Origin of the sequence: Pseudokineococcus lusitanus, assembly GCF_003751265.1 — a bacterium.
Classification (GTDB): Bacteria; Actinomycetota; Actinomycetes; order Actinomycetales; family Quadrisphaeraceae; genus Pseudokineococcus; species Pseudokineococcus lusitanus.
The window spans coordinates 189224-210675 of sequence record NZ_RJKN01000002.1; the positions used below are offsets into that span (position 1 = coordinate 189224).

Annotated in this window: 15 protein-coding genes; 6 read left to right on the plus strand and 9 right to left on the minus strand. The window is 76.4% G+C overall.

Annotation, left to right across the window (positions count from 1 at the left end):
* Nucleotides 1-152: 152 nt before the first annotated feature.
* From EDC03_RS04165 to EDC03_RS04190, 6 genes are all read right to left on the minus strand, one after another.
* Nucleotides 153-1178, minus strand: a complete 1026-nt coding sequence (locus EDC03_RS04165; RefSeq protein WP_123378955.1) for a hypothetical protein — start codon at nt 1176-1178, stop codon at nt 153-155.
* Nucleotides 1175-4567 carry a PQQ-dependent sugar dehydrogenase gene (locus EDC03_RS04170; RefSeq protein ID WP_123378956.1) on the minus strand — a complete coding sequence of 1131 codons (3393 nt, stop codon included), beginning with the start codon at nt 4565-4567 and terminating at the stop codon, nt 1175-1177. Before EDC03_RS04170 ends, EDC03_RS04165 begins: the two co-directional genes overlap by 4 nt.
* A 290-nt stretch (nt 4568-4857) precedes the next feature.
* Nucleotides 4858-5991 carry a bifunctional 2-methylcitrate synthase/citrate synthase gene (locus EDC03_RS04175; RefSeq protein WP_241967024.1) on the minus strand — a complete coding sequence of 378 codons (1134 nt, stop codon included), beginning with the start codon at nt 5989-5991 and terminating at the stop codon, nt 4858-4860.
* 14 nt (nt 5992-6005) lie between these two features.
* A complete protein-coding gene (gene prpB / locus EDC03_RS04180; protein ID WP_123378957.1) occupies nt 6006-6917 on the minus strand; it encodes a methylisocitrate lyase in 912 nt (303 codons plus the stop codon).
* Nucleotides 6917-8413: an MmgE/PrpD family protein gene (locus EDC03_RS04185; RefSeq protein ID WP_123378958.1), complete on the minus strand. Its 1497-nt coding sequence runs from the start codon at nt 8411-8413 to the stop codon at nt 6917-6919. The genes prpB and EDC03_RS04185 overlap by 1 nt, the downstream gene beginning before the upstream one ends.
* A complete protein-coding gene (locus EDC03_RS04190; RefSeq protein ID WP_199719930.1) occupies nt 8410-9078 on the minus strand; it encodes a GntR family transcriptional regulator in 669 nt (222 codons plus the stop codon). The genes EDC03_RS04185 and EDC03_RS04190 overlap by 4 nt, the downstream gene beginning before the upstream one ends.
* Before the next feature lie 184 nt (nt 9079-9262).
* Between EDC03_RS04190 and EDC03_RS04195 the strand changes: the two genes are divergently transcribed.
* Genes EDC03_RS04195 through EDC03_RS04210 form a run of 4 tightly spaced genes read left to right on the plus strand, consistent with a single transcriptional unit; the run spans nt 9263 to nt 13185 of the window.
* The gene (locus tag EDC03_RS04195; protein WP_123378960.1) at nt 9263-10435 is read left to right on the plus strand and encodes a thiolase family protein; all 1173 of its coding nucleotides are present in this window, start codon (nt 9263-9265) and stop codon (nt 10433-10435) included.
* Nucleotides 10432-11187 (plus strand): SDR family NAD(P)-dependent oxidoreductase, encoded by a 756-nt coding sequence (locus tag EDC03_RS04200; protein ID WP_123378961.1) that lies wholly within the window; start codon nt 10432-10434, stop codon nt 11185-11187. The genes EDC03_RS04195 and EDC03_RS04200 overlap by 4 nt, the downstream gene beginning before the upstream one ends.
* Nucleotides 11184-12362 carry an acyl-CoA dehydrogenase family protein gene (locus EDC03_RS04205; protein WP_123378962.1) on the plus strand — a complete coding sequence of 393 codons (1179 nt, stop codon included), beginning with the start codon at nt 11184-11186 and terminating at the stop codon, nt 12360-12362. The genes EDC03_RS04200 and EDC03_RS04205 overlap by 4 nt, the downstream gene beginning before the upstream one ends.
* A 34-nt stretch (nt 12363-12396) precedes the next feature.
* A complete protein-coding gene (locus EDC03_RS04210) occupies nt 12397-13185 on the plus strand; it encodes an enoyl-CoA hydratase-related protein (RefSeq protein WP_123378963.1) in 789 nt (262 codons plus the stop codon).
* A 37-nt stretch (nt 13186-13222) separates the two neighbouring features.
* Here EDC03_RS04210 and EDC03_RS18370 read toward each other — a convergent pair whose 3' ends face one another.
* The 3 genes from EDC03_RS18370 to EDC03_RS04225 are packed head-to-tail and all read right to left on the minus strand — an operon-like array spanning nt 13223 to nt 19223.
* Entirely contained in the window at nt 13223-16066 is a 2844-nt protein-coding gene (locus EDC03_RS18370; RefSeq protein ID WP_123378964.1) for an FAD-binding and (Fe-S)-binding domain-containing protein, read from the minus strand.
* Nucleotides 16063-17100: a DUF4432 family protein gene (locus EDC03_RS04220; protein WP_158674197.1), complete on the minus strand. Its 1038-nt coding sequence runs from the start codon at nt 17098-17100 to the stop codon at nt 16063-16065. Before EDC03_RS04220 ends, EDC03_RS18370 begins: the two co-directional genes overlap by 4 nt.
* Before the next feature lie 14 nt (nt 17101-17114).
* The gene (locus tag EDC03_RS04225) at nt 17115-19223 is read right to left on the minus strand and encodes a PfkB family carbohydrate kinase (RefSeq protein ID WP_158674198.1); all 2109 of its coding nucleotides are present in this window, start codon (nt 19221-19223) and stop codon (nt 17115-17117) included.
* Nucleotides 19224-19363: 140 nt separating this feature from the next.
* On the opposite strand from EDC03_RS04225, the gene EDC03_RS04230 reads away from it, so the two are divergent.
* Nucleotides 19364-20218, plus strand: a complete 855-nt coding sequence (locus EDC03_RS04230; RefSeq protein ID WP_123378967.1) for a class I fructose-bisphosphate aldolase — start codon at nt 19364-19366, stop codon at nt 20216-20218.
* Entirely contained in the window at nt 20215-21408 is a 1194-nt protein-coding gene (locus EDC03_RS04235; RefSeq protein ID WP_123378968.1) for a Gfo/Idh/MocA family protein, read from the plus strand. Before EDC03_RS04230 ends, EDC03_RS04235 begins: the two co-directional genes overlap by 4 nt.
* The last annotated feature ends 44 nt before the right edge of the window (nt 21409-21452 follow it).

Here is a 21452-nt window from a genome sequence, read left to right on the forward strand (position 1 = left end):
CGGCGGGCCGGCCGTGGTGCTCGGAGGTGCTGGCTGCGTGCGCGGTCCCGGCCGGCGGCGAGGACGTCGCCGCCGGCGGGACCCGGTGCTGCGGGGAGGTCGGCGGGACGGGCACGGGCCCGCCCCGCCGACCGGTGGTCCGCCGGGGTCGGTCAGACCGCGGCGGGCCCGGCGGCGGCCGCCGCCGCCGCGCCGGCCGCCGCGCGCTCGGCGGCGCGGTCGGCCACGGCCGCGACGGCCGCGGACCGGTCCGCCGGCACCGCCACGAGGCGCATGGCCGCCGGCTCGGGCAGCTCGGCGCACTGGCCGGACGCGCTGCCGCGGAAGCGGTTCCCCGTCCCGACCGGTGCCGGCTCGTTGCCGGTGCACCGGACGGCGCCGCGGACGACGGTGTCGGAGACGCGGACGCCGCCGACGTTGTCCCGCAGGACGAGGTCGCCGGTGAGGAAGTTGGCCCCGCACTCCCCGACCGCCGCGTCGCCGAGGGACACGAGCCCCTGGGCGCCGCGCACCGTCGTCGTGCCGTCGACCTCGCTCTCGCACACCGCGGCCCCGGCCAGCGGCCCCGTGACGGACAGGCCCCGCGAGACCCAGCTGTCGTAGAGGTCGGTGAGGGTGCCGCCCGTCGTCGTCACCGCACCGGTGACGACGGAGGACTCGAGGACCGTCTCGCCGTCGGCGGCCCGCAGGTCGCCGCGGTGGTCGGAGCCCGTCGAGTAGACGAAGCCGCCGCCCGTGGCCCGGACGGCCTGGACGTCGGAGCCGTCGAGCGAGGCGCCGAAGGCCCCGTTGAGCCGGACCTCGCCGCCGAGCGTCGTGCCCGACGTCTCGAGGTACCCGTCGGTGGCGACGGTGACCGTGCCCGAGACCGAGCCGCCGTCCATGAGCAGCGTCGCGCCCTGGCGGACGGTGACGGCGCCGCGGACCACGAGACCCGTGGCGTCGCAGGACTGCCCGGCCGGGACGACGAGCGCCCCGTCGACGATGCCCGCGCCCGCCGTGCCGAAGCACGACGTCGTGAGGGCGGCCTGCGCCGGGGTGGCCATCCCGGCCGCGAGGAGGCCCGTGGCCAGGGCCCCGGCGGCCGCCGCCGCGACGCGGCGACGGGTGGGGCTGGTGGTCGCGTGCATGGTCGTGCCCTCCGTGACGGCGGTGCGGGTGGTGGTGCGGCGGCTCATCGCGCGGTCCAGCCGGCGACGAGGGCGTCCGCGTCGCGCTGGAAGAGCGCGCGGAGCTCGGGGTCGGCGACCCAGGCCCGGTTGGACGCAGCAGCCTTGAAGGCCTCCGCGGCCCGGACCGCCTGCGCGGTCCGGCCGGCGTCCTCGTGGCGGACGAGGACGGCGAGGCGCGTCTGGAGCTGGTTCGCGCCGCGGCGGGACAGGAGCCCGTCGTCCTCGAAGCGGGACACGAGGGCGACGAGGTCGTCCGTCGAGGTCTCGAGCGTGATCGTCGAGCTCGCCGTCGCCGTGTTGCCGGCGACGTCGGTGGCCGTGACGACGTACTCGTGCTCGCCGAGCGGGAAGCGCCAGAGCTCGAGCTCCTCGCCCACCGGCACCTCGACCCCGCCGAGCGTGGCCGTCGTCGTGGCGACGCCGGAGGTGGCGTCGGTGACGTCACCGCCCGGCACCAGGACGTCGGAGTCGCCGAAGGTCGCGCCGTCCTCGACGCCGGTGGAGACCACGGGCGCCTCCGAGTCGATCTTCACCTCGAGCGTGCCGACCGCCGAGACGTTGCCGCCCGCGTCGACCGCCCGGTACTGCACCTGCGTGACGCCCTGCGCGGTGACCTGGAAGGGCGCCACGACCCCGCGGGAGAGGACGTTCGTCCACGTCGCCCCGCCGTCGAGCGAGCGCTCGACCCGGGACAGCGTGCCGTTGTCCGTCGCCGCCAGCTGGACGGTGACGGGACCGGTCCACCAGCCGCCCTGACCGCTGGGCGCGGTCGGGGTGGTCGTGGCCGTGACCACCGGGGCCGCGACGTCGGCGACGCCCGGGCCCTCGAAGGTCATCGAGTCGACGTCGAAGCCGCCGGTGCTCGTGACGTAGAGGACGCCGGAGCCGGTGGGGGCGTCGGCCAGCGCGACGGTCGTGTCGGTCCACGCCTCCGCGGCGGCGACGGGGACCGTCATGAAGGGCTCCGCGTCGGCGGCGCCCCAGCGGAGCTCGAGGGCGCCGGCGCCGCCACGGGTGCGGGCCACGACCTCCTCGACGCCGGTGAGGTTGACCGGGTCGTTGGCGATCCAGTCACCGGGCTCGAAGCCGGAGACGTACGCGCGGCCGCTCGCGGAGGCGTCCTCGACGACCTCCACGCCCTGGGTGGCGTCGTGGTGCTCCGCCTCCTGCGTCTTCGGGTTGAGGGTCAGCGACGCCTCGCCCGTCGCGCCGGCCAGGCCGTCCGCACCGCGGTCGGTGTAGGTGACGACGACGACGCCGTAGAGCTTCTCGGTGTCACCGTGCTCGGGGGCGTCGGCCGGCGTGGCCCACGCGCCCTGGCAGCCAGTGCCGAGGATCTCCGGGTGCGCGTGCTCGGCGTGGCCGAGGCCGAAGGTCCAGGAGACCTTCGTGCAGTCGGTCGCGGTGCCGTCCTCCGGGTCGTCGGTGGTGATGCGGAAGGGCACCGAGTCGCCCCAGCTGAAGAAGCCGCCGTCGGGCGGGTCCTGGATCGTCACCGTCGGGGCGACGTTGCCGACCGAGATGCGACGGCTCGTGACGCCGACCTTGCCGGAGGCGTCCGTGACGCGGAGGACCGCGGTGAACAGGCCGCGCTCGGTGTAGGTGTGCGTCGCCGTCGGGCCCTCGGCGTCGACCGTGCCGTCGCCGTCGAAGTCCCAGCCGTAGGTGAGGGCGCTGCCCTCGGGGTCGACCGACGCCGAGCCGTCGAAGGTGACCTCGAGCGGGGCGTCGCTGCCGGAGACCGGCGTGGCGGTGAAGGACGCCTGCGGCGTCTTGTTGCCCGGCGCCCAGTCGACGCGGTAGAGGCCCGCGTCGGGGTTCTGGCGGAAGAAGCCGTCGCCGTAGTCCAGGACGTAGAGCGACCCGTCGGGGCCGAACTCGATGTCCATCGGGTTGTCCCACACCGGCTGCGCCGCGTCGAGGAGGGCGTCGTTCGGCAGGAAGTTCTCGATCTGCGTCACCGGGCCCGCGGGCCAGTCGACGGTGAAGGCCGCCACGTAGTCCTGGGAGAACTCGGCGAAGAAGGACTTCTGGTCCCAGTGCTCGGGGAACTTCGTCTGCGAGGGGTTCTCGGCGTCGTAGTGGTAGACGGGGCCGCCCATGGGGCCCTGGCCACCGGGGCCGAAGTCGGTCAGCTCGGGCCACGGCTGGTCGTCGGTGTCGTCGCCGTACCAGAGCGTCGCCGGCGTGGCCGGGGGCACCTGGTCGAGGCCCGTGTTCCACCGGGAGGTGTTGGTGGGGCCGGCGTCGCAGTCGAACCAGTCGCGCGGGGTCGCGGTGGCGAAGTCCCAGTCGTTGTAGGCCGACTGGTCACCGGTGCAGTACGGCCACCCGGAGTTGCCGGGCTGGTCGACGCCGGTGGTGACCCACTCGACGAGGCCCATGGGCCCGCGGGCCGGGTCGGCCGCACCGGCGTCCGGGCCGTAGTCGCCCCAGCTGACGCTGCCGGTCTCGGCGTCGACGTCCATGCGGAACGGGTTGCGGACGCCCATGTAGAAGATCTCGGGGCGCGTGCTCTCGGTGCCCGGGGCGAAGAGGTTGTCGTCCGGGGTCGTGTACGAGCCGTCCTCGGCCACCCGGAGCTGGAGCACCTTGCCGCGCAGGTCGTTCGTGCTGCCGGCGCCGCGACGGGCGTCCAGGCCGGGGTTCATGCCGGGCGCGTCGTTGTTCGGCGCGTAGCCGTTGGCGCCGGGGGTGCCGGCCGGCGTGTTGTCGCCCGTGGCCAGGTAGACGTCGCCGTCGGCGTCGAAGTCGAAGTCGCCGCCGACGTGGCAGCACTGGCCGCGCTGCACCTCGACCTTGATGATCACCTGCTCGGTGGCCATGTCGAAGGTGCGGGCCTCGGCGTCGTACTTGACCCGGCTCAGCTGGTTGTACCCGAGCCACTGCTGCCAGTAGGTCGCGTCGTCCGCGCCCGGGGGGAGCGTGGTCGGCGCGGAGCCGGCCGCCGTCGTCGACGGGTAGGGCAGGCCGTTGGTGGCCGTCCCCTCCATCTCCCGCGGCGCGTAGTAGACGTAGACCCAGCCGCTCTCCTCGAAGTCCGGCGCCAGACCGATGGTCTGCATCCCGTCCTCGGAGTTGGCGTAGACGTCGAAGCGGGCGATGACGTCCGTCGTCCCGGCGTCGGGGTCGGTCAGCCGCACGTCGCCGTTGCGGGCGGTGTGGAGCACCTCCCCGTCGGGCAGGACGGCGAGGTCGATGGGCTCGCCGGTGTCCTTCGTCAGCAGGACGCGCTCGTAGTTGCCCCAGTCGAGCGCGTCGTCGGCGGCCGCGGCGGGCTGGCCGTGGTCGTGCCCGGGGTGCGCTGCGGCGGGCAGCCCCACGAGCAGCGCGGCGGGCAAGGCGAGCGCTCCGAGCGTCGCCCCCAGCGCCACCCTCGATGACTTCTTCGTCATGGTCCCTCTGGTCTCTCGTGCCGGCCCGCGCCCGGACCGGCGCGGGGTACGACGACCACGGGAGCGGGATCAGGGGCATCTGGGCGTGCGGCATCGCCTCGTGGGCCCACAGGGGCTCACGGGGGGAGGACGGGTGCCTGGGGCTCTGACCACTGCTCTGTGGCCGGGGCATCGGTCGCCCCACGACGGACTTTTGCAGCCTTCGTGCAGAAGAGCAAGGACTTCGGGGAAACGTCTCGGCGACCGGGGGCCGGTGACGCGCCGTCGCGCCCCTGACCCGGCGTCACCCCTCAGGCGCCGGGCAGGTGCCTCTCCGCCGGGCCGTCGTAGGCCGACAGCGGGCGGATGAGGGAGTTGGCCGCACGCTGCTCCATGACGTGGGCGGTCCAGCCGACCACCCGCGACGCCACGAAGAGCGGCGTGAAGGCCTCCGTGTCGAAGCCGAGGAGGCGGTAGGCGGGGCCGCTCGGGTAGTCGAGGTTGGGCTTGATGCCCTTGCGCGCGTCCATCGCCGCGGCGAGCCGGGCGTACAGCTCGGCCGTGCCGGTGGCGTCGTGCTCGGCGACGAGCCGGTCGAGCGACGCCTCCATGGTGGGCACGCGGGAGTCTCCGTCCTTGTACACGCGGTGGCCGAACCCCATGATCTTCCGGCCGTCCGCGAGGGCGCCGTCCAGCCAGGCCTCCGCCGCGTCGGCCGTGCCGACCTCGTCGAGCATGCGGACCACGGCCTCGTTGGCGCCGCCGTGCAGGGGGCCCTTGAGCGCGCCCACGGCGGCGACCACGGCCGAGTGCAGGTCCGCCAGCGTCGAGGTGACGACGCGCGCGGTGAAGGTCGAGGCGTTGAACGAGTGCTCGGCGTACAGCACCATCGACACGCGGAACGCCTCCGCGGCGACGTCCGTCGGCTCCTCGCCGAAGGTCGTCCAGAGGAAGTTGCGGGCGTGGTCGAGGTCGTCGCGCGGCTCGACGACGTCCAGGCCCCGTCGCCGGCGCTGGTCGTAGGCGACCATCCCCGGGACCGCGGCGAGCAGCCGCTCGGCCTTGGCCAGCTCGGCACGCGGGCTGTCGTCGGCGGCGTCGGGGTCGAGGGCGCCGGCACAGCTGATCGCGGTGCGCAGCACGTCCATCGGGTGCGCCGTCGTCGGGCAGCGGTCGACGACCTCGCGCACCTGCGGGTGCAGCGCGCGGCCGGCCCGCTCCCGGGCCTCGAGGGCCGCGAGCTCCTCGGCGGTCGGCAGCTCGCCGTGCCACAGGAGCCACGCGACCTGCTCGAACGAGCACCGCGCCGCCAGCTCCTGCACCGGGTAGCCCCGGTAGAGCAGCGAGCTCGTCGTCGGGTCGACCCGCGAGATCGCCGTCGTGTCGACGACGACCCCCGCCAGCCCCTTGCGGATGCCGTCCGTCACGTCCGTGCCCTCGTCCACCGGTGACCTCCTCGTCAGCTCGTGCGGTTGTCGCGCAGGTCGAAGGACACGACGCCCTCGTCGAAGGCGGCGTAGCCCGCGTAGTCGACGAGCTCGTAGAGCCGCGCCCGCGTCTGCATGGTCGGGACCTGGCCGGCGAGCGTCCCCGTGGCGGCCAGCTCGTCGAGGGCCCGCTCGACCGCGCCCATGGCGACGCGGAGCATGGACACGGGGAAGATCACCATGTCGACGCCGACGTCCTGCAGCTGCTGGACGGTGAAGAGGTCGCTCCTGCCGAACTCGGTCATGTTGGCGAGCAGCGGCACGTCGACGGCGGCCCGCATCGCCGCGAACTCCTCGAGGGAGGCCATGGCCTCGGGGAAGACGGCGTCGGCGCCCGCGTCCACGAGCGCCCTCGCCCGGTCGGTGGCGGCCGCCAGGCCGCTCACGCCCCGGACGTCGGTGCGCGCCATGACGACGAGGTCGGGGTCGCGCCGCGCGCCGACGGCGGCGCGGACGCGCCGCACCGCCGTCGCCTCGTCGACGACCTCCTTGCCGTCGAGGTGGCCGCACCGCTTGGGGTTGACCTGGTCCTCGACGTGCAGCCCGGCCACGCCGGCGTCCTCGAGCGCCTGCACGGTGCGCGCGACGTTCATCGGCTCGCCGAAGCCCGTGTCGGCGTCCACGAGCACGGGCAGGTCCGTCGCCGAGGCGACCTGGGTCGCCCGCAGCGCCACCTCGGTGAGCGTCGTCAGCCCGACGTCGGGCAGCCCCAGCTCGTTGGCCATGACGGCGCCCGAGAGGTAGACGCCCTCGAAGCCCTTCTCCTGCACCAGCCGCGTGGACAGCGGCGTGAAGGCGCCGGGGAACCGCTGGGTCGTGCCGGAGGCCAGCCCGGCGCGGAAGGCGCGCCGCTTCTCGGACGGCGTGCGGGTGGAGGACAGCATCAGAACAGCCCTCCCGGCGCCTCGGGCAGCCCTGCCGCCGTGAGGGTCAGCCCGTCCAGCTCGTCGGGCCGGAGCTCGGGGAGCCGCTCCACGACGGACAGGAAGCGCTCCACCTCCTCGTCGGCGACGACGCCCGCGGCGAGGGTGCGCAGCTTCGCGACGTACTCGGCCCTCCCGAAGGGCCGGGCGCCGAGGGGGTGGGCGTCGGCGACGGCGATCTCCTCGACGACGCGGCGGCCGTCGACGAGGTCGATCTCCACCCGCCCTCCGAAGGCCTTCTCGGACAGGTCGTCCGAGTGGTAGCGGCGGGTCCACTCCGCGTCCTCCACCGTCTCGACGGTGCGCCACAGCGCCACCGTGTCCGGGCGCCCCGCCCGCTCGGGCGTGTAGGAGCCCATGTGGTGCCAGGCGCCGTCCTGCAGCGCCACGGCGAAGATGTAGGGCAGCGAGTGGTCGAGCGTCTCGCGGCTGGCGGCCGGGTCGTACTTCTGCGGGTCGTTCGCGCCGGAGCCGATGACGACGTGCGTGTGGTGGCTCGTGGCCACGAGCACCCGCCGCACGTTCGCGGGGTCGCGCAGCTCCGGGTGGCGGCGGCCGAGGGAGCGGGCGAGGTCGATCCAGGCCTGCGCCTGGTACTCGGCGGAGTGCTCCTTCGTGTACGTGTCGAGGATGGCGCGCCGCGGCTCGCCCGGCTCGGGCAGCGGCACGAGGTACCGCGCGTCCGGCCCGTCGAGGAGCCGCGCGACGACGCCGTCCTCGCCCTCCCAGATCGGGGCGGGGCTGGTCTGGCCGCGCAGGGCCCGGTCGACGGCCTCGACGGCGGCCTTGCCCGCGAAGGCGGGGGCGTAGGCCTTCCACGTCGAGATATCGCCCTTGCGGGACTGCCGCGTCGCGGTCGTCGTGTGCAGGGCCTGGCCGATCGCCTGGTAGGTCACCTCCGGCGGCAGGCCGAGCAGCGTGCCGATGCCGGCCGCGGCGCTCGGGCCGAGGTGCGCCACGTGGTCGATCTTGTGGGCGTGCAGGCTGATGGCCCGGGCCAGGTCCACCTGCACCTCGTAGCCGGTGACGATCCCCGCGAGCAGGGCCGCGCCGTCCCGGCCGGCGTGCTGCGCCACCGCGAGCACGGGCGGGACGTTGTCGGCCGGGTGGGAGTACTCGGCCGCCAGGAAGGTGTCGTGGTAGTCCAGCTCGCGCACCGCGGTGCCGTTGGCCCAGGCCGCCCACTCCGGCGAGAACCGGCCGGGGACACCCATGACCGTCGCTCCCGGCGTGGCCGGGTGCGCCTCCGCCTGCCCGCGGGCGGCGACGACGGGGGCCCGGTGCAGGGCGGCGACCGCGACGGCCGCGTTGTCGACGACGCGGTTGACCACCATGTCGGCCACGTCGTCGTCCACCGGGACCGGCTCGGCCGCCAGCCGCGCCAGGTGCCAGGCGAGGTGCTCCTCCCGGGGGAAGTCCTCCTCGCTGCGCCGTACCCGGACCTCGACCGTCCTCATGCCGTCTCCTCCTGGCCCCGTGCCGCCGCGAGGGTCACGACGATGGTCTCGAGCGACGCCCGCAGGTGGACGACCGTCGCCGCCGCCGCCAGCACGGCGTCGCCGTCGGCGACCGCCCGGCAGATCGCGGCGTGCTCGTGCGCGGCGGCGAGCATCCGCGCCGGGTTGTCGGCGGCGAGCCGCCGGGCCCGGGCGAGGTGCACCCGGGAGCCGTCGAGGGCGGCCTGCAGCGAGCGGCTGCCCACCGCGTCGTCCACCGCCCGGTCGAAGCGCCGGATGACGCCGTAGTAGGCGTCGACGTCCTCGGTGCCGAGCGCCCGCGCCGACGCGTCGAACGCCTCGGCGAGCGCGGCGAAGACCTCCGGCCGGCCGCGCCGGGCCGCCAGCCGCGCCGCGTGCACCTCGAGGGCCTCGCGGAGCTCGAAGAGCTCGCGGACGCTCTCCGCCGACACGTCGGGGACGACGCCCGTGCGGCCGCGGGACGTGTCCACGAGGCCCTCCAGCGCCAGCCGGGCGAGGGCCGCCCGCAGCGGCGTGCGGGACACCCCGAGGCGGCCCGCCAGCTCCACCTCGTTGAGGGCGGTGCCGGCCGGCAGGCGCCACGTGAGGATCTCCTCGCGCAGCTGCGCGTAGACGGCGTCGCTCGTCCGGACCTGCTTCGGCACGGGCGGCACCATAGAAGTCTGTGTACAGAACGCACAACCTCTTGCCATCCGGAGGCCGAGGAGGGAGGTTCTGTACACAGCACCGCCCCACGAGGAGGTCGGCGATGACGCCCGCACCCACGCCCGCCCCGACGCGCCCGCGCCCGGCCGCCCCTGCCCGGCCCCCCGCGACGGCGGTGCCGCGGTGAGGTCCGCCGTCGTCGTCGACGCCGTCCGGACCCCGTCCGGCCGCGGCAAGCCCGGCGGGCAGCTCGCCCACCTGCACCCCGTCGACCTCCTCGCGACGACGCTCGCCGCCCTCGTGGACCGGACGGGCCTGGACCCGGCGCTCGTCGACGACGTCATCGGCGGGTGCCTGTCCCAGGTGGGCACCCAGGCCGTCAACGTCACCCGCCACGCGGTGCTCGCCGCGGGCTTCCCCGAGCACGTGCCCGCGACGACGGTGGACCGCCAGTGCGGCTCGGGCCAGCAGGCGGTCGCCTTCGCGGCCCAGGGCGTCGTCGCCGGCGCCTACGACGTCGTCGTCGCCGGCGGCGTCGAGATGATGAGCTCGCACCCGATCGGCGTCGCGACGCTGGGCGAGGACGTCGCGGGCCCCGCGGTGGCCGCGCGGTACGGCGGCCCGCTCGTGGGCCAGGGCGTCTCGGCCGAGCTCGTCGCGGCCCGGTGGGGCCTGTCGCGGGAGCGGATGGACGAGTTCGCCGCCGCGTCGCACCACCGCGCGGCCGAGGCCGCGGCGGCCGGCGTCTTCGACGACGAGGTCGTGGCCGTGGGGGACGCGGTGCGGGACGAGACCGTCCGGCCGGGCACGACGGTCGAGGCGCTCGCGGGGCTGCGGCCCGCCTTCGTCGACGCCGCGACCGCCGCCCGCTTCCCGGAGATCTCGTGGAGCGTCACCCCCGGCAACTCCTCGCCGCTGACGGACGGCGCGTCGGCGGTGCTCGTCATGGGCGACGACACGGCCCGCGACCTCGGTCTGCGGCCCCGGGCACGGCTGCTCACCTCCGTGGTCGTCGGGTCCGACCCCCTCGAGATGCTCACCGGGGTCGTCCCCGCCACGGAGCGGCTGCTGCGCCGGGCGGGGCTCGGCGTCGACGAGGTGGACGTCTTCGAGGTCAACGAGGCCTTCGCCTCCGTGCCCCTGGCCTGGCTGGCCGCGACGGGCGCCGACCCGGCGCGCGTCAACGTCCACGGCGGGGCCATCGCCCTCGGGCACGCGCTCGGCTCCTCGGGCACGCGCCTGCTCACCACGATGATCACCACGCTCGAGCGCACCGGGGGCCGCTACGGCGTCCAGATCATGTGCGAGGGCGGCGGGATGGCCAACGCGACGCTCGTCGAGAGGATCCCCGCATGAACGTCGAGGGCACCGTCGCGCTGGTGACGGGCGGCGCGTCCGGCCTCGGGCTGGCCACCACCCGTGCCCTGGTGGACGCCGGCGCCCGGGTGGTCGTCGTCGACCTGCCGGGGCAGGCCGCCGCCGTGGCGGACCTGGGGCCGTCGGTGACCTTCGCCGCCGCCGACGTCACCGACGAGGAGCAGGTGGCCGCCGCCGTCGCCGTCGCCACGGACCTCGGCCCGCTGCGGGCGGTCGTGCTGTGCGCCGGGGTGGCCCCGGCGGCCCGCGTCGTCGGCCGCGACGGGCCGCACCCGCTCGACCTCTTCGAGCGGACGGTGCGCGTCAACCTCCTCGGCACCTTCGCCGTGCTGCGGCTGGCGGCCACGGCGATGGCGGCCACGGCCCCGGTCGACGGCGAGCGCGGCGTCGTCGTCATGACGTCCTCGGTGGCCGCCTTCGACGGCCAGGTCGGCCAGGCGGCGTACGCGGCCTCCAAGGGCGCCGTCGCGGCCATGACGCTGCCCGTCGCGCGCGAGCTCGCGGCCCACGCCGTCCGCGTGGTGTCCGTGGCCCCGGGCGTCTTCGAGACGCCCCTCGTCGCCGGCCTGCGCGACGACGTCCGCGCCTCGCTGGGGAGCCAGGTCCCGCACCCGTCGCGGCTCGGGCGCCCCGAGGAGTTCGCGGCGCTCGTCCTCCACGTCGTCGCCAACCCGTACCTGAACGGCGAGGTGGTCCGGCTCGACGGCGCCCTGCGGATGGGCGCGTCGTGACGACGGCGGCGGGCGGTCGCACCCCGTGGACGGACCCGGACGTCCTGTCCTACCGGGACCTGCTGCCGGGCCCGGACCGCGCCCGGCTCGACGCCGCCCGCGAGGTCTTCGACCGCTGCCTGCGCCCCCTCGTCCCGGCGCACTGGGACGCCGGCACCTTCCCGGACGCCGCCGTCGCCGCGCTGGCCCCCCTCGACCTCGTCGCGCTCGCGGCCGAGCCGGGCCGGGCCCTGCTGCACGGCCTCGTGCACGTCGAGCTCGCCCGCGTCGACCTGTCGCTGTCGGTCTTCCTCGGCGTGCAGGGCGTCCTCGTGGCCGAGGCCTTGCGGCGCCTGGGGTCCGACGAGCAGCGGGCGCGCTACCTGCCGGACCTCCGCGCCCTGCGGCGCGTGGGCGCCTTCGCGCTCACCGAGCCCGAGCACGGCTCGGACATCTCGCGGCACATGGCCACCACCGCCGTGCGGAGCGGCGGCTCGTGGACGCTGCGCGGGACCAAGCGCTGGATCGGGAACGGCACCCACGCCGACCACCTGCTCGTCTGGGCCCGGGACACCGCCGACGGGGAGATCAAGGGCTTCCTCGTCGACCGCGGCACGCCGGGGCTCCGCACCTCCCCGGTGGGGCCCAAGATCGGCCTGCGCATCGTGCAGAACGCGGACGTCGTGCTCGACGACGTCGTCGTCGGCGACGACCGCCTGCTCGAGGGCGCGACGGGCTTCGCCGCCACGAACGACCTGCTGACGAGCTCGCGCCTGTGGGTCGCCTGGCAGACGGTCGGCCTGCAGTTCGCGGCGTACGACCAGGCGCTCGCCTACACGCTGGGACGGGTGCAGTTCGGGCGGCCCGTCGCGGCGACGCAGCTGGTGCAGGAGAAGCTCGTCCGCATCCTCGAGAACGCCACGACGACCCTCGGCCTCCTCGTGCGCCTCGCCCAGCTGCAGGACGAGGGGCGGCTCCGCGCGGAGCACGCGGCCCTGGCCAAGGCGTCGGGGAGCGCGCGCATGCGCGAGTCGGTGGCCGCCGCCCGCGCCCTCCTCGGCGGCAACGGCCTCGCGACGGCGCACGGCGTCGGACGCACCTTCTGCGACGCCGAGGCCCTGTACAGCTACGAGGGCAGCCACGAGATCAACACCCTCGTGGTCGGACGGGCCGTCACCGGCCTGTCCGCCTTCTGAGCCGGCCGCCCCGCCGTCCGGCAGGATCGCCACGGTGACGACCGAGCAGCCCCCCTCCCGCTCCGTCGAGGTCGAGCGGCGCGGCCGGGCGGGGTGGGTCCGGCTCTCGCGGCCCGAGGCGCTCAACGCCCTCGACGGGGCGCTCGTCGGGGAGCTGGTCGCCGCCGTGCGGGAGCTCGACGCGGACGACGACGTGGCCGTCGTCGTGCTCACCGGCGCCGGACGGGCCTTCGCCGCGGGCGCCGACATCACGGCCCTCGCGGACCGGACCTACCTCGACATGCACCTGCACGACCCGCTGCGGGCGCTGGAGGAGGTCGGCCGCCTGCGGACGCCCGTCGTCGCCGGCGTCTCCGGCTACGCGCTGGGCGGCGGCTGCGAGCTGGCGATGATGTGCGACGTCGTCGTGGCCGCGGAGGGCTCGCGCTTCGGGCTGCCCGAGCTCGGGCTCGGCGTCGTGCCCGGCCTCGGCGGCACGCAACGTCTGCCCCGCGCGGTCGGCAAGGCGCTCGCCGCCGACATGGTCCTCACCGGCCGGCTCCTCGACGCCGAGGAGGCGCGGCAGGCGGGGCTGGTCTCCCGCGTCGTCCCCGCCGAGGAGCTGCTCGCCGAGGTGGCCCGCGTCGCCGACGCCGTCGCGGCGCGGTCGCTGCCCGTCCTCGTCTCCGCGAAGGAGGCGCTGCAGGCCGCGCAGGAGACGCCGCTCGCCGAGGGACTGCGCCTCGAGCGGCTCGCCTTCGCCGCCACCTTCGCCCTCGCCGACCGGGCGGAGGGGATGGCGGCCTTCCGCGACAGGCGCCCGCCACGGTTCGAGGACCGCTGAGCCGGGCGCCCGGCCGGGGTCGACGCCCGTCGCGGGGTCACGGCAGCGGCCGGGTCGCGATCTCGAGCAGCTCCAGCACGTGCTGGTACGGACGCCCGGTCGCCCGCGTCATCCCCAGCTCGCAGGTGCGGTTCGCCGAGACGTGCGCGTCGTACGCGCGCCCGACGACCTCGGCCGCCTCCCGCGCGGTCGCGCTGGCGGTGAGCTCCGGGTGCAGCAGCCCGCGGTCCCCGGCGTAGGCGCAGCAGCCCCAGGCGTCCGGGACGACGACCTCGTCGGCCACGGCGCGGGCCAGGGCGACCATGGCGCCGGTGGTGCCGAGCGCCGTCGTCGAGCAGGTGGGGTGCACGACCACCGAGCCCAGCCGGCGGGTGACGACGAGGCGGTCGAGCAGGTGGTCGGCCACGAACTGCGTGGCGTCCACGACCGTGAGGGCCGGCTCCGCGCCGGCGGCCGTCCCCGTGAGGCCCTCGGTGCAGGAGGCGGCGTCGCAGACCACGGGCAGGACGCCGCCGCGGGTGGCCCGCTGCAGCGCGGGCAGCACGCGGGACGCCATCGCGGCGTGCCCCGTCGCGAGCCCCTTGGACTTCCACGGGGTGCCGCAGCAGAGGGAGCCGAGGCCCTCGGGCGTCACCAGGGCCACGCCCGCGCGCTCGGCGAGGGCGACGAGCGCCGCGGTCGCCCCGGGCGCCCCGGCCTCGTCGGGGCCGAACATCGTGCCGATGCAGGCGGCGAAGAGCACCGCCGCGGGCTCGGTGGCGGGCGTCAGCGTCGGTCGGCGCCGTCCTCCCCCGGGCAGCTCCGCCGCGTAGGAGGGCACGCGGTCGGCGCCGAGCACCGCGCGGGCCGCCGTCGTCGTCGCCCGCACGATGGGCGCGGGCAGCACCTTGGCCGCGGACAGGGCCGCGCCGCCGGCGCGGGAGGCCGCGCCCCAGTGCCGTGCCGCCACGGCCCAGCCCGCGTCGAGCGCCGCGGGCGCCGCCTCCGCGCGCAGGCGGCGGACGAGGTCCCCGGTGTTGATGTCCACCGGGCAGGCCTGCGCGCACAGCCCGTCGACCGCGCAGGTCTGCAGGCCGGCGTACTCGTAGTCGCGCTCCAGCGACGCCGCCAGCCCCTCGTCGCCGGCGGCCCGGGCCGCGGCGGCGTCGCGGCGCAGCACGATCCGCTGCCGCGGGGTGAGGGTGAGGTCCTTGCTGGGGCAGGCGGGCTCGCAGTACCCGCACTCCACGCAGCGGTCGACCTCCGCCTCGACCGGGGGCACCGACTTGAGGTGGTGCAGCCACGCGTCGGCGTCGGGCTCGATGACGACGCCCGGGTTGAGCAGCCCGCCCGGGTCGAGCAGGCGCTTGACCTCGACCATGAGCGCGTAGAGGACGTCGCCGTACTGGAGGCGGACGAACGGCGCCATGATCCGGCCGGTGCCGTGCTCCGCCTTGAGCGAGCCGCCCGCGGCGAGGACGAGGTCCACGAGGTCGGCGGTGAAGCGCTGGTAGCGGGCCAGGCTGGCCGGGTCGTCGAAGCGCTCGTTGACGAGGAAGTGCAGGTTGCCGTCCTTGGCGTGGCCGAAGATCACCGACCCCTCGTAGCCGTGCTCGTCGAGCAGGCGGGTCAGGCGCTCGCAGGTGGGCAGCAGGGCGTCGACGGGGACGACGACGTCCTCCAGCAGCGCGGTCGTCCCGGACGGTCGCGCCCCGGCGACCGCGGTGTAGAGCCCCTTGCGGACGTGCCACAGCGCGGCGCGGCCGGCGGGGTCGCTCGTCAGCACCGCGCCGACGGTGAGGGGCAGCGACGCGAGCAGCGGGGCCGCCGCCTCCCGCGCGGCGGCCAGCCCGTCGGCGGTGGCGGCCTGGAGCTCGACGAGCAGCGCCGCGTGGCCGTCGACGTCGACCGCCGCGATCTCGGGCGGGACGTCCGACAGGCCCTGGGCGACGACGAGGGCGGCGGCGTCGAGCAGCTCGGCGGTGGCCACCCCCTGCGCCACGAGGGCGGGGAGGGCCCCCGTGGCGGCGGCGAGGCTCGGGAAGACGAGCAGCCCCGTCGCGACGTGCGGGTGCACGGGCACGGTGTCGAAGGTCGCCTCGGCGACGAAGGCGAGCGTGCCCTCGCTGCCCACGAGCAGGTGGGCGAGGACCTCGACCGCGCTCGTGTGGTCGAGGAACGCGTTGATGCCGTAGCCCATGGTGTTCTTCATCGAGAACTGCCGACGCACCTCCGCCACGGCGGCCGGGTCGGCGAGCAGCCGCTCCCGCAGCGCCAGCAGGCCGGCGTGGACGTCGGGACGGTCGGCGCGCAGCCGCTCGTCGGCGTCGGGGGCGCCCGTGTCGACGACGGTGCCGTCGGCCAGCACCGCGACGAGGGACCGCAGCGTCCGGTAGGTGTTCTCGGTGGTCCCGCAGGCCATCCCGCTGGAGTTGTTGGCGACGACACCGCCGACGGTGCAGGCGACCTCGCTGGCCGGGTCCGGCCCGAGCCGGCGACCGTGCCGCGCGAGCCGGGCGTTGACGTCGCGCACGGTGGCCCCCGGCTGGGCGGTGACGACGAGGCCGCCGGGGCCGACGTCGACGCGCCGGAAGCCCGCACGCGTGTCGAGCAGCAGGCCGTCGGACTGGGCCTGCCCGGACAGGCTCGTGCCGCCCGAGCGGAAGGTGACGGGCAGCCCGCGGGCGCTCGCCCCCGCCAGCGCCGCGGCCACGCCCGCCGCGTCGCGCGCGGTGGCCACCACCTGCGGCAGGAGGAGGTAGTGCGACGCGTCGTGCGCCCGGGCGTGCCGGTCGAGGTCGCGGCGGCTGGCGGTGACGCCGTCGGCCCACACCTCCGCCCGGTCCCGCGGCAGGGCCTCGAGGGGGGTCGTCGGGGCGCTGGGGGCGTCGGTGCCGGTCACGCGTCACCTCGGGGGGCGGGAGGCAGCAGGGGCAGGGAGAGGACGGTCACGGCGACGGTGTGCTCGCGCCGCCCACCAGGGTCCAGGACGGGGGCGCCGGCGTGCGCACCGGCCCCCGGCCCGTCGCGGTCCGGGCCGAAGAGCGGCGCGGTGGCCGGCTCGAGCGCCAGCGCCCAGCGGCCGCGCGTCGGCAGGACCCACTGGTGGAGGCGGGGCAGCGTCGCGGCGCTCCAGCCGACGCGCACGCGGAAGCCGTCCGGGCTGGTGACGACGGCGCTCGCCGTCCCCGCCGCGGCCCGCACGCCGCGGTGCTCGGCGACGGCCTCGACCAGCTCGTCGCAGGGCTCGGGGAGGACGCCGACGTCGGGCACCTGCGGGCACGGCTCCCGCAGGACCACCTCGTCCGCCGCGACCTCGACCGTGGTGCCGGGCACGACGAGCGGGGCGCCGAGGTTGACGTGGTAGAGCACGGCGACCGGGCAGGGCACGGACCCGGTGTTGACCACCGTGTCGTGCACGACGACGCGCGGGCGGCCGTCGTCGTCGAGGTCGACGGTGACGCGCCGCTCGGTGCGCAGCGACGGGCCGAAGAGGCCCGCGCGCTCCACGTCGGCCTCCAGCACCGCCCGCGCGGCGCCGCGCGACGGCTGGACGCGCACCCGCCGGGCGGGGGTGTGGTGGTGGTCGCCGTGCAGCCCGTGCCCCGCCCGCGGCGGGCCGGTGCTCAGCGGCCCGCAGGTGGTGAGGAGCCCGCCGAGGAAGCGGTCCGCCCAGGCGGTGCCGCTCGGGACGTCGAGGGAGCGCGCGTCGGAGGAGGCGGAGCGCCACGACAGCGGCAGCCCGCCCACCCACGCGTCCCCGAGGTCGAAGCCGCGGGCCGGCAGGACGTCGAGCGCGAGGGCTCCCCCGACGCGCGCGTGCAGCACGCGGGGGTGGCCCTCGCCCGGCACGCCGTGGTGCTCGACCACCTCGGCCACCGGGTCGTCGCTCGCCAGGAGGCCGCGCGCGCGCAGGCCCGCGAGGCCTCCCGGCACCGGGGCCGGGGTCGTCACGGCCGCGGCGGGCGGGCGACGAGCACCCGGCCGCGGCCCGTGAGGGCGACGCGGCCGGCCGCGGCGGCGACCAGCGCCGTCGCCCCGCGCGCGAGCGTGGTCGACCCGCCCGCCCCGGTGGCCCGCACGGCACCCTCGACGCCGAGGAGCACGGCGAGACCCGCGTCGAGCGCCACGGCGTCGGCCCCGGCGCCTCCCACGGGGGTGTCCACCACCACCTCCTCGAGGCGGAAGAAGGGCTCGGTGCCGGGCGCCAGACCCCGGAGGGCGCCGCCGGACGGCGCGCCGCGGTCCGTGGCGCGCACCACGAGCCGTGCCACGTCGTCGGGGGTCAGCGCCCGGCGGTCCACCGCCGCCAGCGCCGTGCCGAAGCCCAGCCCCAGGTGGCCGTCGGCCGCGCCGTCGAGCGCGAAGTCGCGCCACTCCAGGAGGATCGACAGGTCCTCGGGCTGCTGGACCTCCAGGAGCAGCACCCCCTCGCCGACCGCGTGCAGGGTGCCGGCCGGCACCGAGACGGAGTCGCCGGCGGCCACGGGGACGGCGTGCAGCAGGTCCAGCAGCGCCTCGCAGTCCTGCTCCGCGACGAGGGAGTCCAGCTCGTCGGCCGTCACGTCGCGGCGCAGGCCCACGTGCACCACCCCCGGCTCGAGGACGTGCCACGCCTCCGCCTTGCCGTGGGCTGCCCCGAGGTGGTGCGCGGCGAAGGCGTCGTCGGGGTGGGCGTGCACGGGCAGCCGCTGCCCGGCGTCGAGCAGCTTGACGAGCAGCATCGGGTCGGCGCCCCACCGGTCGACGTGCTCCTGCCCGAGCCAGGCGACGGGGTCCGCGGCGAGCGCGTCGCGCAGGAGCCGGCCGTCCGGCAGCGTCGTCAGCCCGGTGGCCGGCTCCCCGCGCACCGTCGTGGCCGAGGCCACCCAGTCCTCGGGGGTGCGGGGGGCCGCGACGCCGTCGCCGCGCAGGTCGGCGATGCGCTGCCCGCCGCGGTAGAAGCGGTCGGCCGGCTGGTTGGCCGGCAGGAGCAGGGGCGAGTCCGGGGCACCCTGCGGCGCAGGCTGTCCCGCGAGGAGCCCGGCGAGCGACGGGTCGAGCTCCACGACCCGCGCCGGCGTCGGGCGCGTCCCCGCGACGACCGCCGCGGCGCACGCGGAGGCCAGGCGGACGGCCTGCTCGGGCGTCGCCCCCCGGGCGAGCGCGTGCAGCAGCCCGGCGGTGGAGGCGTCCCCGGCGCCGTTGGTCGTGGTCGCCTGCGGCACCGGCAGGGCCGGCAGCCGCACCCGCCGGTCCGCCCACGTCCCGGCGAGCGGGGCCAGCGCCCGGCCGCCGGCCCGGAGCCGGTCGGCCCCGGCCGTGCGCAGCAGGGCCCCGCGCTCGCCGTCGGAGAGCAGGACGACGGCGGCGCCCCAGCCCAGGAGCCGGTCCGCCAGCTCCTCGGCCAGCGCGGCGGCGTCCGCGGCGGTGGCGGGCGTCGGCAGCCCCAGCGCGCTCGTGAGGTCGTCGAGGCTCGGCGACAGCACGTCCGTCTCGGCGGTCGTCCGTGCCAGCAGCGCGTGCCAGTCGAGCCGGCCGACGTCGGTGCCGGGGTCGACGACGACGAGGTCGACCGAGGTCGTCGTCCCCTGCGCCCGGGCCGCGGCCAGCAGCGCCGCGAGCGGGGCACCGCCGTCGACGAGCAGCGCCGGCAGGAGCGCCGGGTAGCCCACGTGGAGGAGGTCGACCGGCCCCGCGGGGCCGGTGAGGTCGAGGCCGCTGCCGTCGAAGGCGGCGTTGGCCCCGGTGTGGTGCCAGAAGACCCGGTCGACGCCGGGCGGCTGCACGACGACGGAGTAGGAGGTGGCGGCGTCGAGCACCTGCAGCCGCGGGGTGACGAGCGGCCCCCGCAGGCCGGCCTGGACGAGGCGCCCCAGCTCGTCGTCGCCGACGCCGGCGTGCACGGTCACGGGGTGCCCCAGGTCGACGAGGGCGCCGGCCGTGTTGGCGACGCACCCGCCCAGGGAGAAGGCCAGCGGGCCGACCTCGACGAGGGCTCCCGGGTCGAGGCGGGGGGTCCCGCCGAGGGCCGGCGTGAGGTCCGCGCAGACGTGGCCGGCGAGGGCGGTGGTGAGCACGGTGGCGACCTCCCCTGCCAGAGCGGCAGGCATAGACAACGTTGTCCCGACGTGCGTACTGTCGCACACGCAGCGCTGCGGTGACCAGCCCCGGCGCGATGGGACCCCGAGGGCCGACGACGGCCAGCAAGGCAGGAGCGATGACGCTGTTCCGGCTCAACCGCCTCTTCAACCCGCGCTCGGGGAGGGCCCTCGACGTCGCCGTCGACCACGGCTTCTTCGGCGAGCGCTCCTTCCTCACCGGCATCGAGGACATGCGCTCGGTGGTCGCCACGCTCGTCGAGGCGAACCCCGACGCGGTCCAGCTGACGCTCGGCCAGGCCCGCCACCTGCAGTCCGTGCCGGGCCGCGCGAAGCCCGCGCTCGTGCTGCGGACCGACGTCGCCAACGTCTACGGCAACCCCCTGGACCCGCACGTCTTCAGCCACCACGTCCCGCACGCGATCGAGGAGGCCGTCCGCCTCGACGCCGTCGCGGTCTGCGTCAACCTCATGCAGCTGCCCGGGCGCCCCGAGATCCGCGAGGCGTGCATCCGCTCCATCACCGCGCTGCGGGCCGAGGCCACGCGCTACGGCATGCCGCTCATGGTCGAGCCGCTCGTCATGGCGGACAACGCCACCTCCGGCGGGTACATGGTCGACGGCGACGTCGACAAGATCATGACGCTGGTGCGCCAGGCCGTGGAGCTCGGCGCCGACCTCGTCAAGGCCGACCCGTGCGACGACGTCGAGGAGTACCACCGGGTCGTCGAGGTGGCCGGCGACGTGCCGGTGCTCGTCCGCGGCGGCGGCCGGGTGCCCGACGGCGAGCTGCTCGAGCGGACCGCCGCCGTGCTGCGCGCCGGCGCCTCCGGGATCGTCTACGGCCGCAACGTCGTCCAGCACCCCGACCCGGCCGGCATCACCGCCGCCCTCATGTCCGTGCTCCACGACGGCGTCGCCCCCGCCGACGCCCTCGCCACCCTGCAGGCGCGCACGGCGGGGGGCGACCGATGAGCACCACCGCCGAGCAGGCCCCCGGGCAGGCCGGGCGGCAGGAGCCGCAGCAGGTCGGCGTCGCCATCGTCGGCGGCGGGCTCATGGGCCGGGAGATCGCCGCGGCGCTCGCGCGCTGGCCCGCGCTCGTCGACCACCCGGTCCGTCCGCGGCTCGTCGGCGTCGCCGACGTCAACCCGGCGGCGCTGGAGTGGTTCTCGGAGATCGGCACCGTCGAGATCCTCACGGCCGACTACCGCGAGCTGCTCGCCGACGACCGCGTCGACGTCGTCTACGTGGCCGTGCGCCACGACCTGCACGAGCAGATCTACGTCGACGTCGTCGAGGCCGGGAAGTCGCTGCTGGCCGAGAAGCCGTTCGGCATCGACGGCGACGCCGCCCGCGCCGTCCTCGCCGCCGTGGAGGCCCACCCGGAGAGCTTCGTGCGGTGCTCCTCGGAGATGCCGTACTTCCCCGGGGCGCAGATGGCGGTGCGCTACATCGAGTCCGGCGCGCTGGGCGAGGTCGTCAGCGCCCGGTGCTCCTTCCTCCACGCGAGCGACCTCGACCGCGCGAAGCCGTCGAGCTGGAAGCGGGTCGCGAAGTTCTGCGGCGAGGCCGGCGTCCTCAACGACCTCGGCATGCACACGTGGCACGTGCCGCTGCGGCTCGGCTGGCGCCCCGAGCGGGTCTACGGGGTGCTGCAGGACGTCGTCACCGAGCGCCCGGGCCCCGACGGCACCCCCGTGCCCTGCGACACCTGGGACAACGCCACCATCCACAGCTGGGTCGCCCAGCCGGGCGCCAAGGCCTTCCCGCTGACGACCGAGACCCGGCGCATCGACCCGGGGCAGAAGAACACGTGGGAGCTCGAGGCGATCGGGATGGACGGCAGCGTCCGGTTCTCCACGAAGAACCCCAAGCTCGTCGAGGTCTTCGGCCTCCTCGACGTCCCGGGCACGGGCCGCGAGCAGGTGTGGCACCACCTGGACGCCGGCAGCCAGGCGAGCTGGCCGACGGTCACCGGGCCCAACTTCGAGAGCGGCTTCTCCGACGCCATCCTCCAGATGTGGGCCGTGTTCCTCGCCGAGCGCGCCGGCGCGCTCGGGGACCGCTTCGGGGCGGTGCGCCCGGAGGAGGCGGCCCTGACGCACGAGATCTTCCGCGCCGCCGTCGCGTCGCACGAGGAGCAGCGGGCGGTCGCCCTCTGAGGACCCGCCCGGGACCACCGATGTCACCCGCGGGGGGCGCGCGC

Coding starts and splice junctions, on each gene's coding strand:
- EDC03_RS04165 (WP_123378955.1), bottom strand. CDS start 1,178: ATGAGCCGCCGCACCACCACCCGCACCGCCGTCACGGAGGGCACGACC.
- EDC03_RS04170 (WP_123378956.1), bottom strand. CDS start 4,567: ATGACGAAGAAGTCATCGAGGGTGGCGCTGGGGGCGACGCTCGGAGCG.
- prpB (WP_123378957.1), bottom strand. CDS start 6,917: ATGCTGTCCTCCACCCGCACGCCGTCCGAGAAGCGGCGCGCCTTCCGC.
- EDC03_RS04185 (WP_123378958.1), bottom strand. CDS start 8,413: ATGAGGACGGTCGAGGTCCGGGTACGGCGCAGCGAGGAGGACTTCCCC.
- EDC03_RS04200 (WP_123378961.1), top strand. CDS start 10,432: ATGAACGTCGAGGGCACCGTCGCGCTGGTGACGGGCGGCGCGTCCGGC.
- EDC03_RS04230 (WP_123378967.1), top strand. CDS start 19,364: ATGACGCTGTTCCGGCTCAACCGCCTCTTCAACCCGCGCTCGGGGAGG.
- EDC03_RS04235 (WP_123378968.1), top strand. CDS start 20,215: ATGAGCACCACCGCCGAGCAGGCCCCCGGGCAGGCCGGGCGGCAGGAG.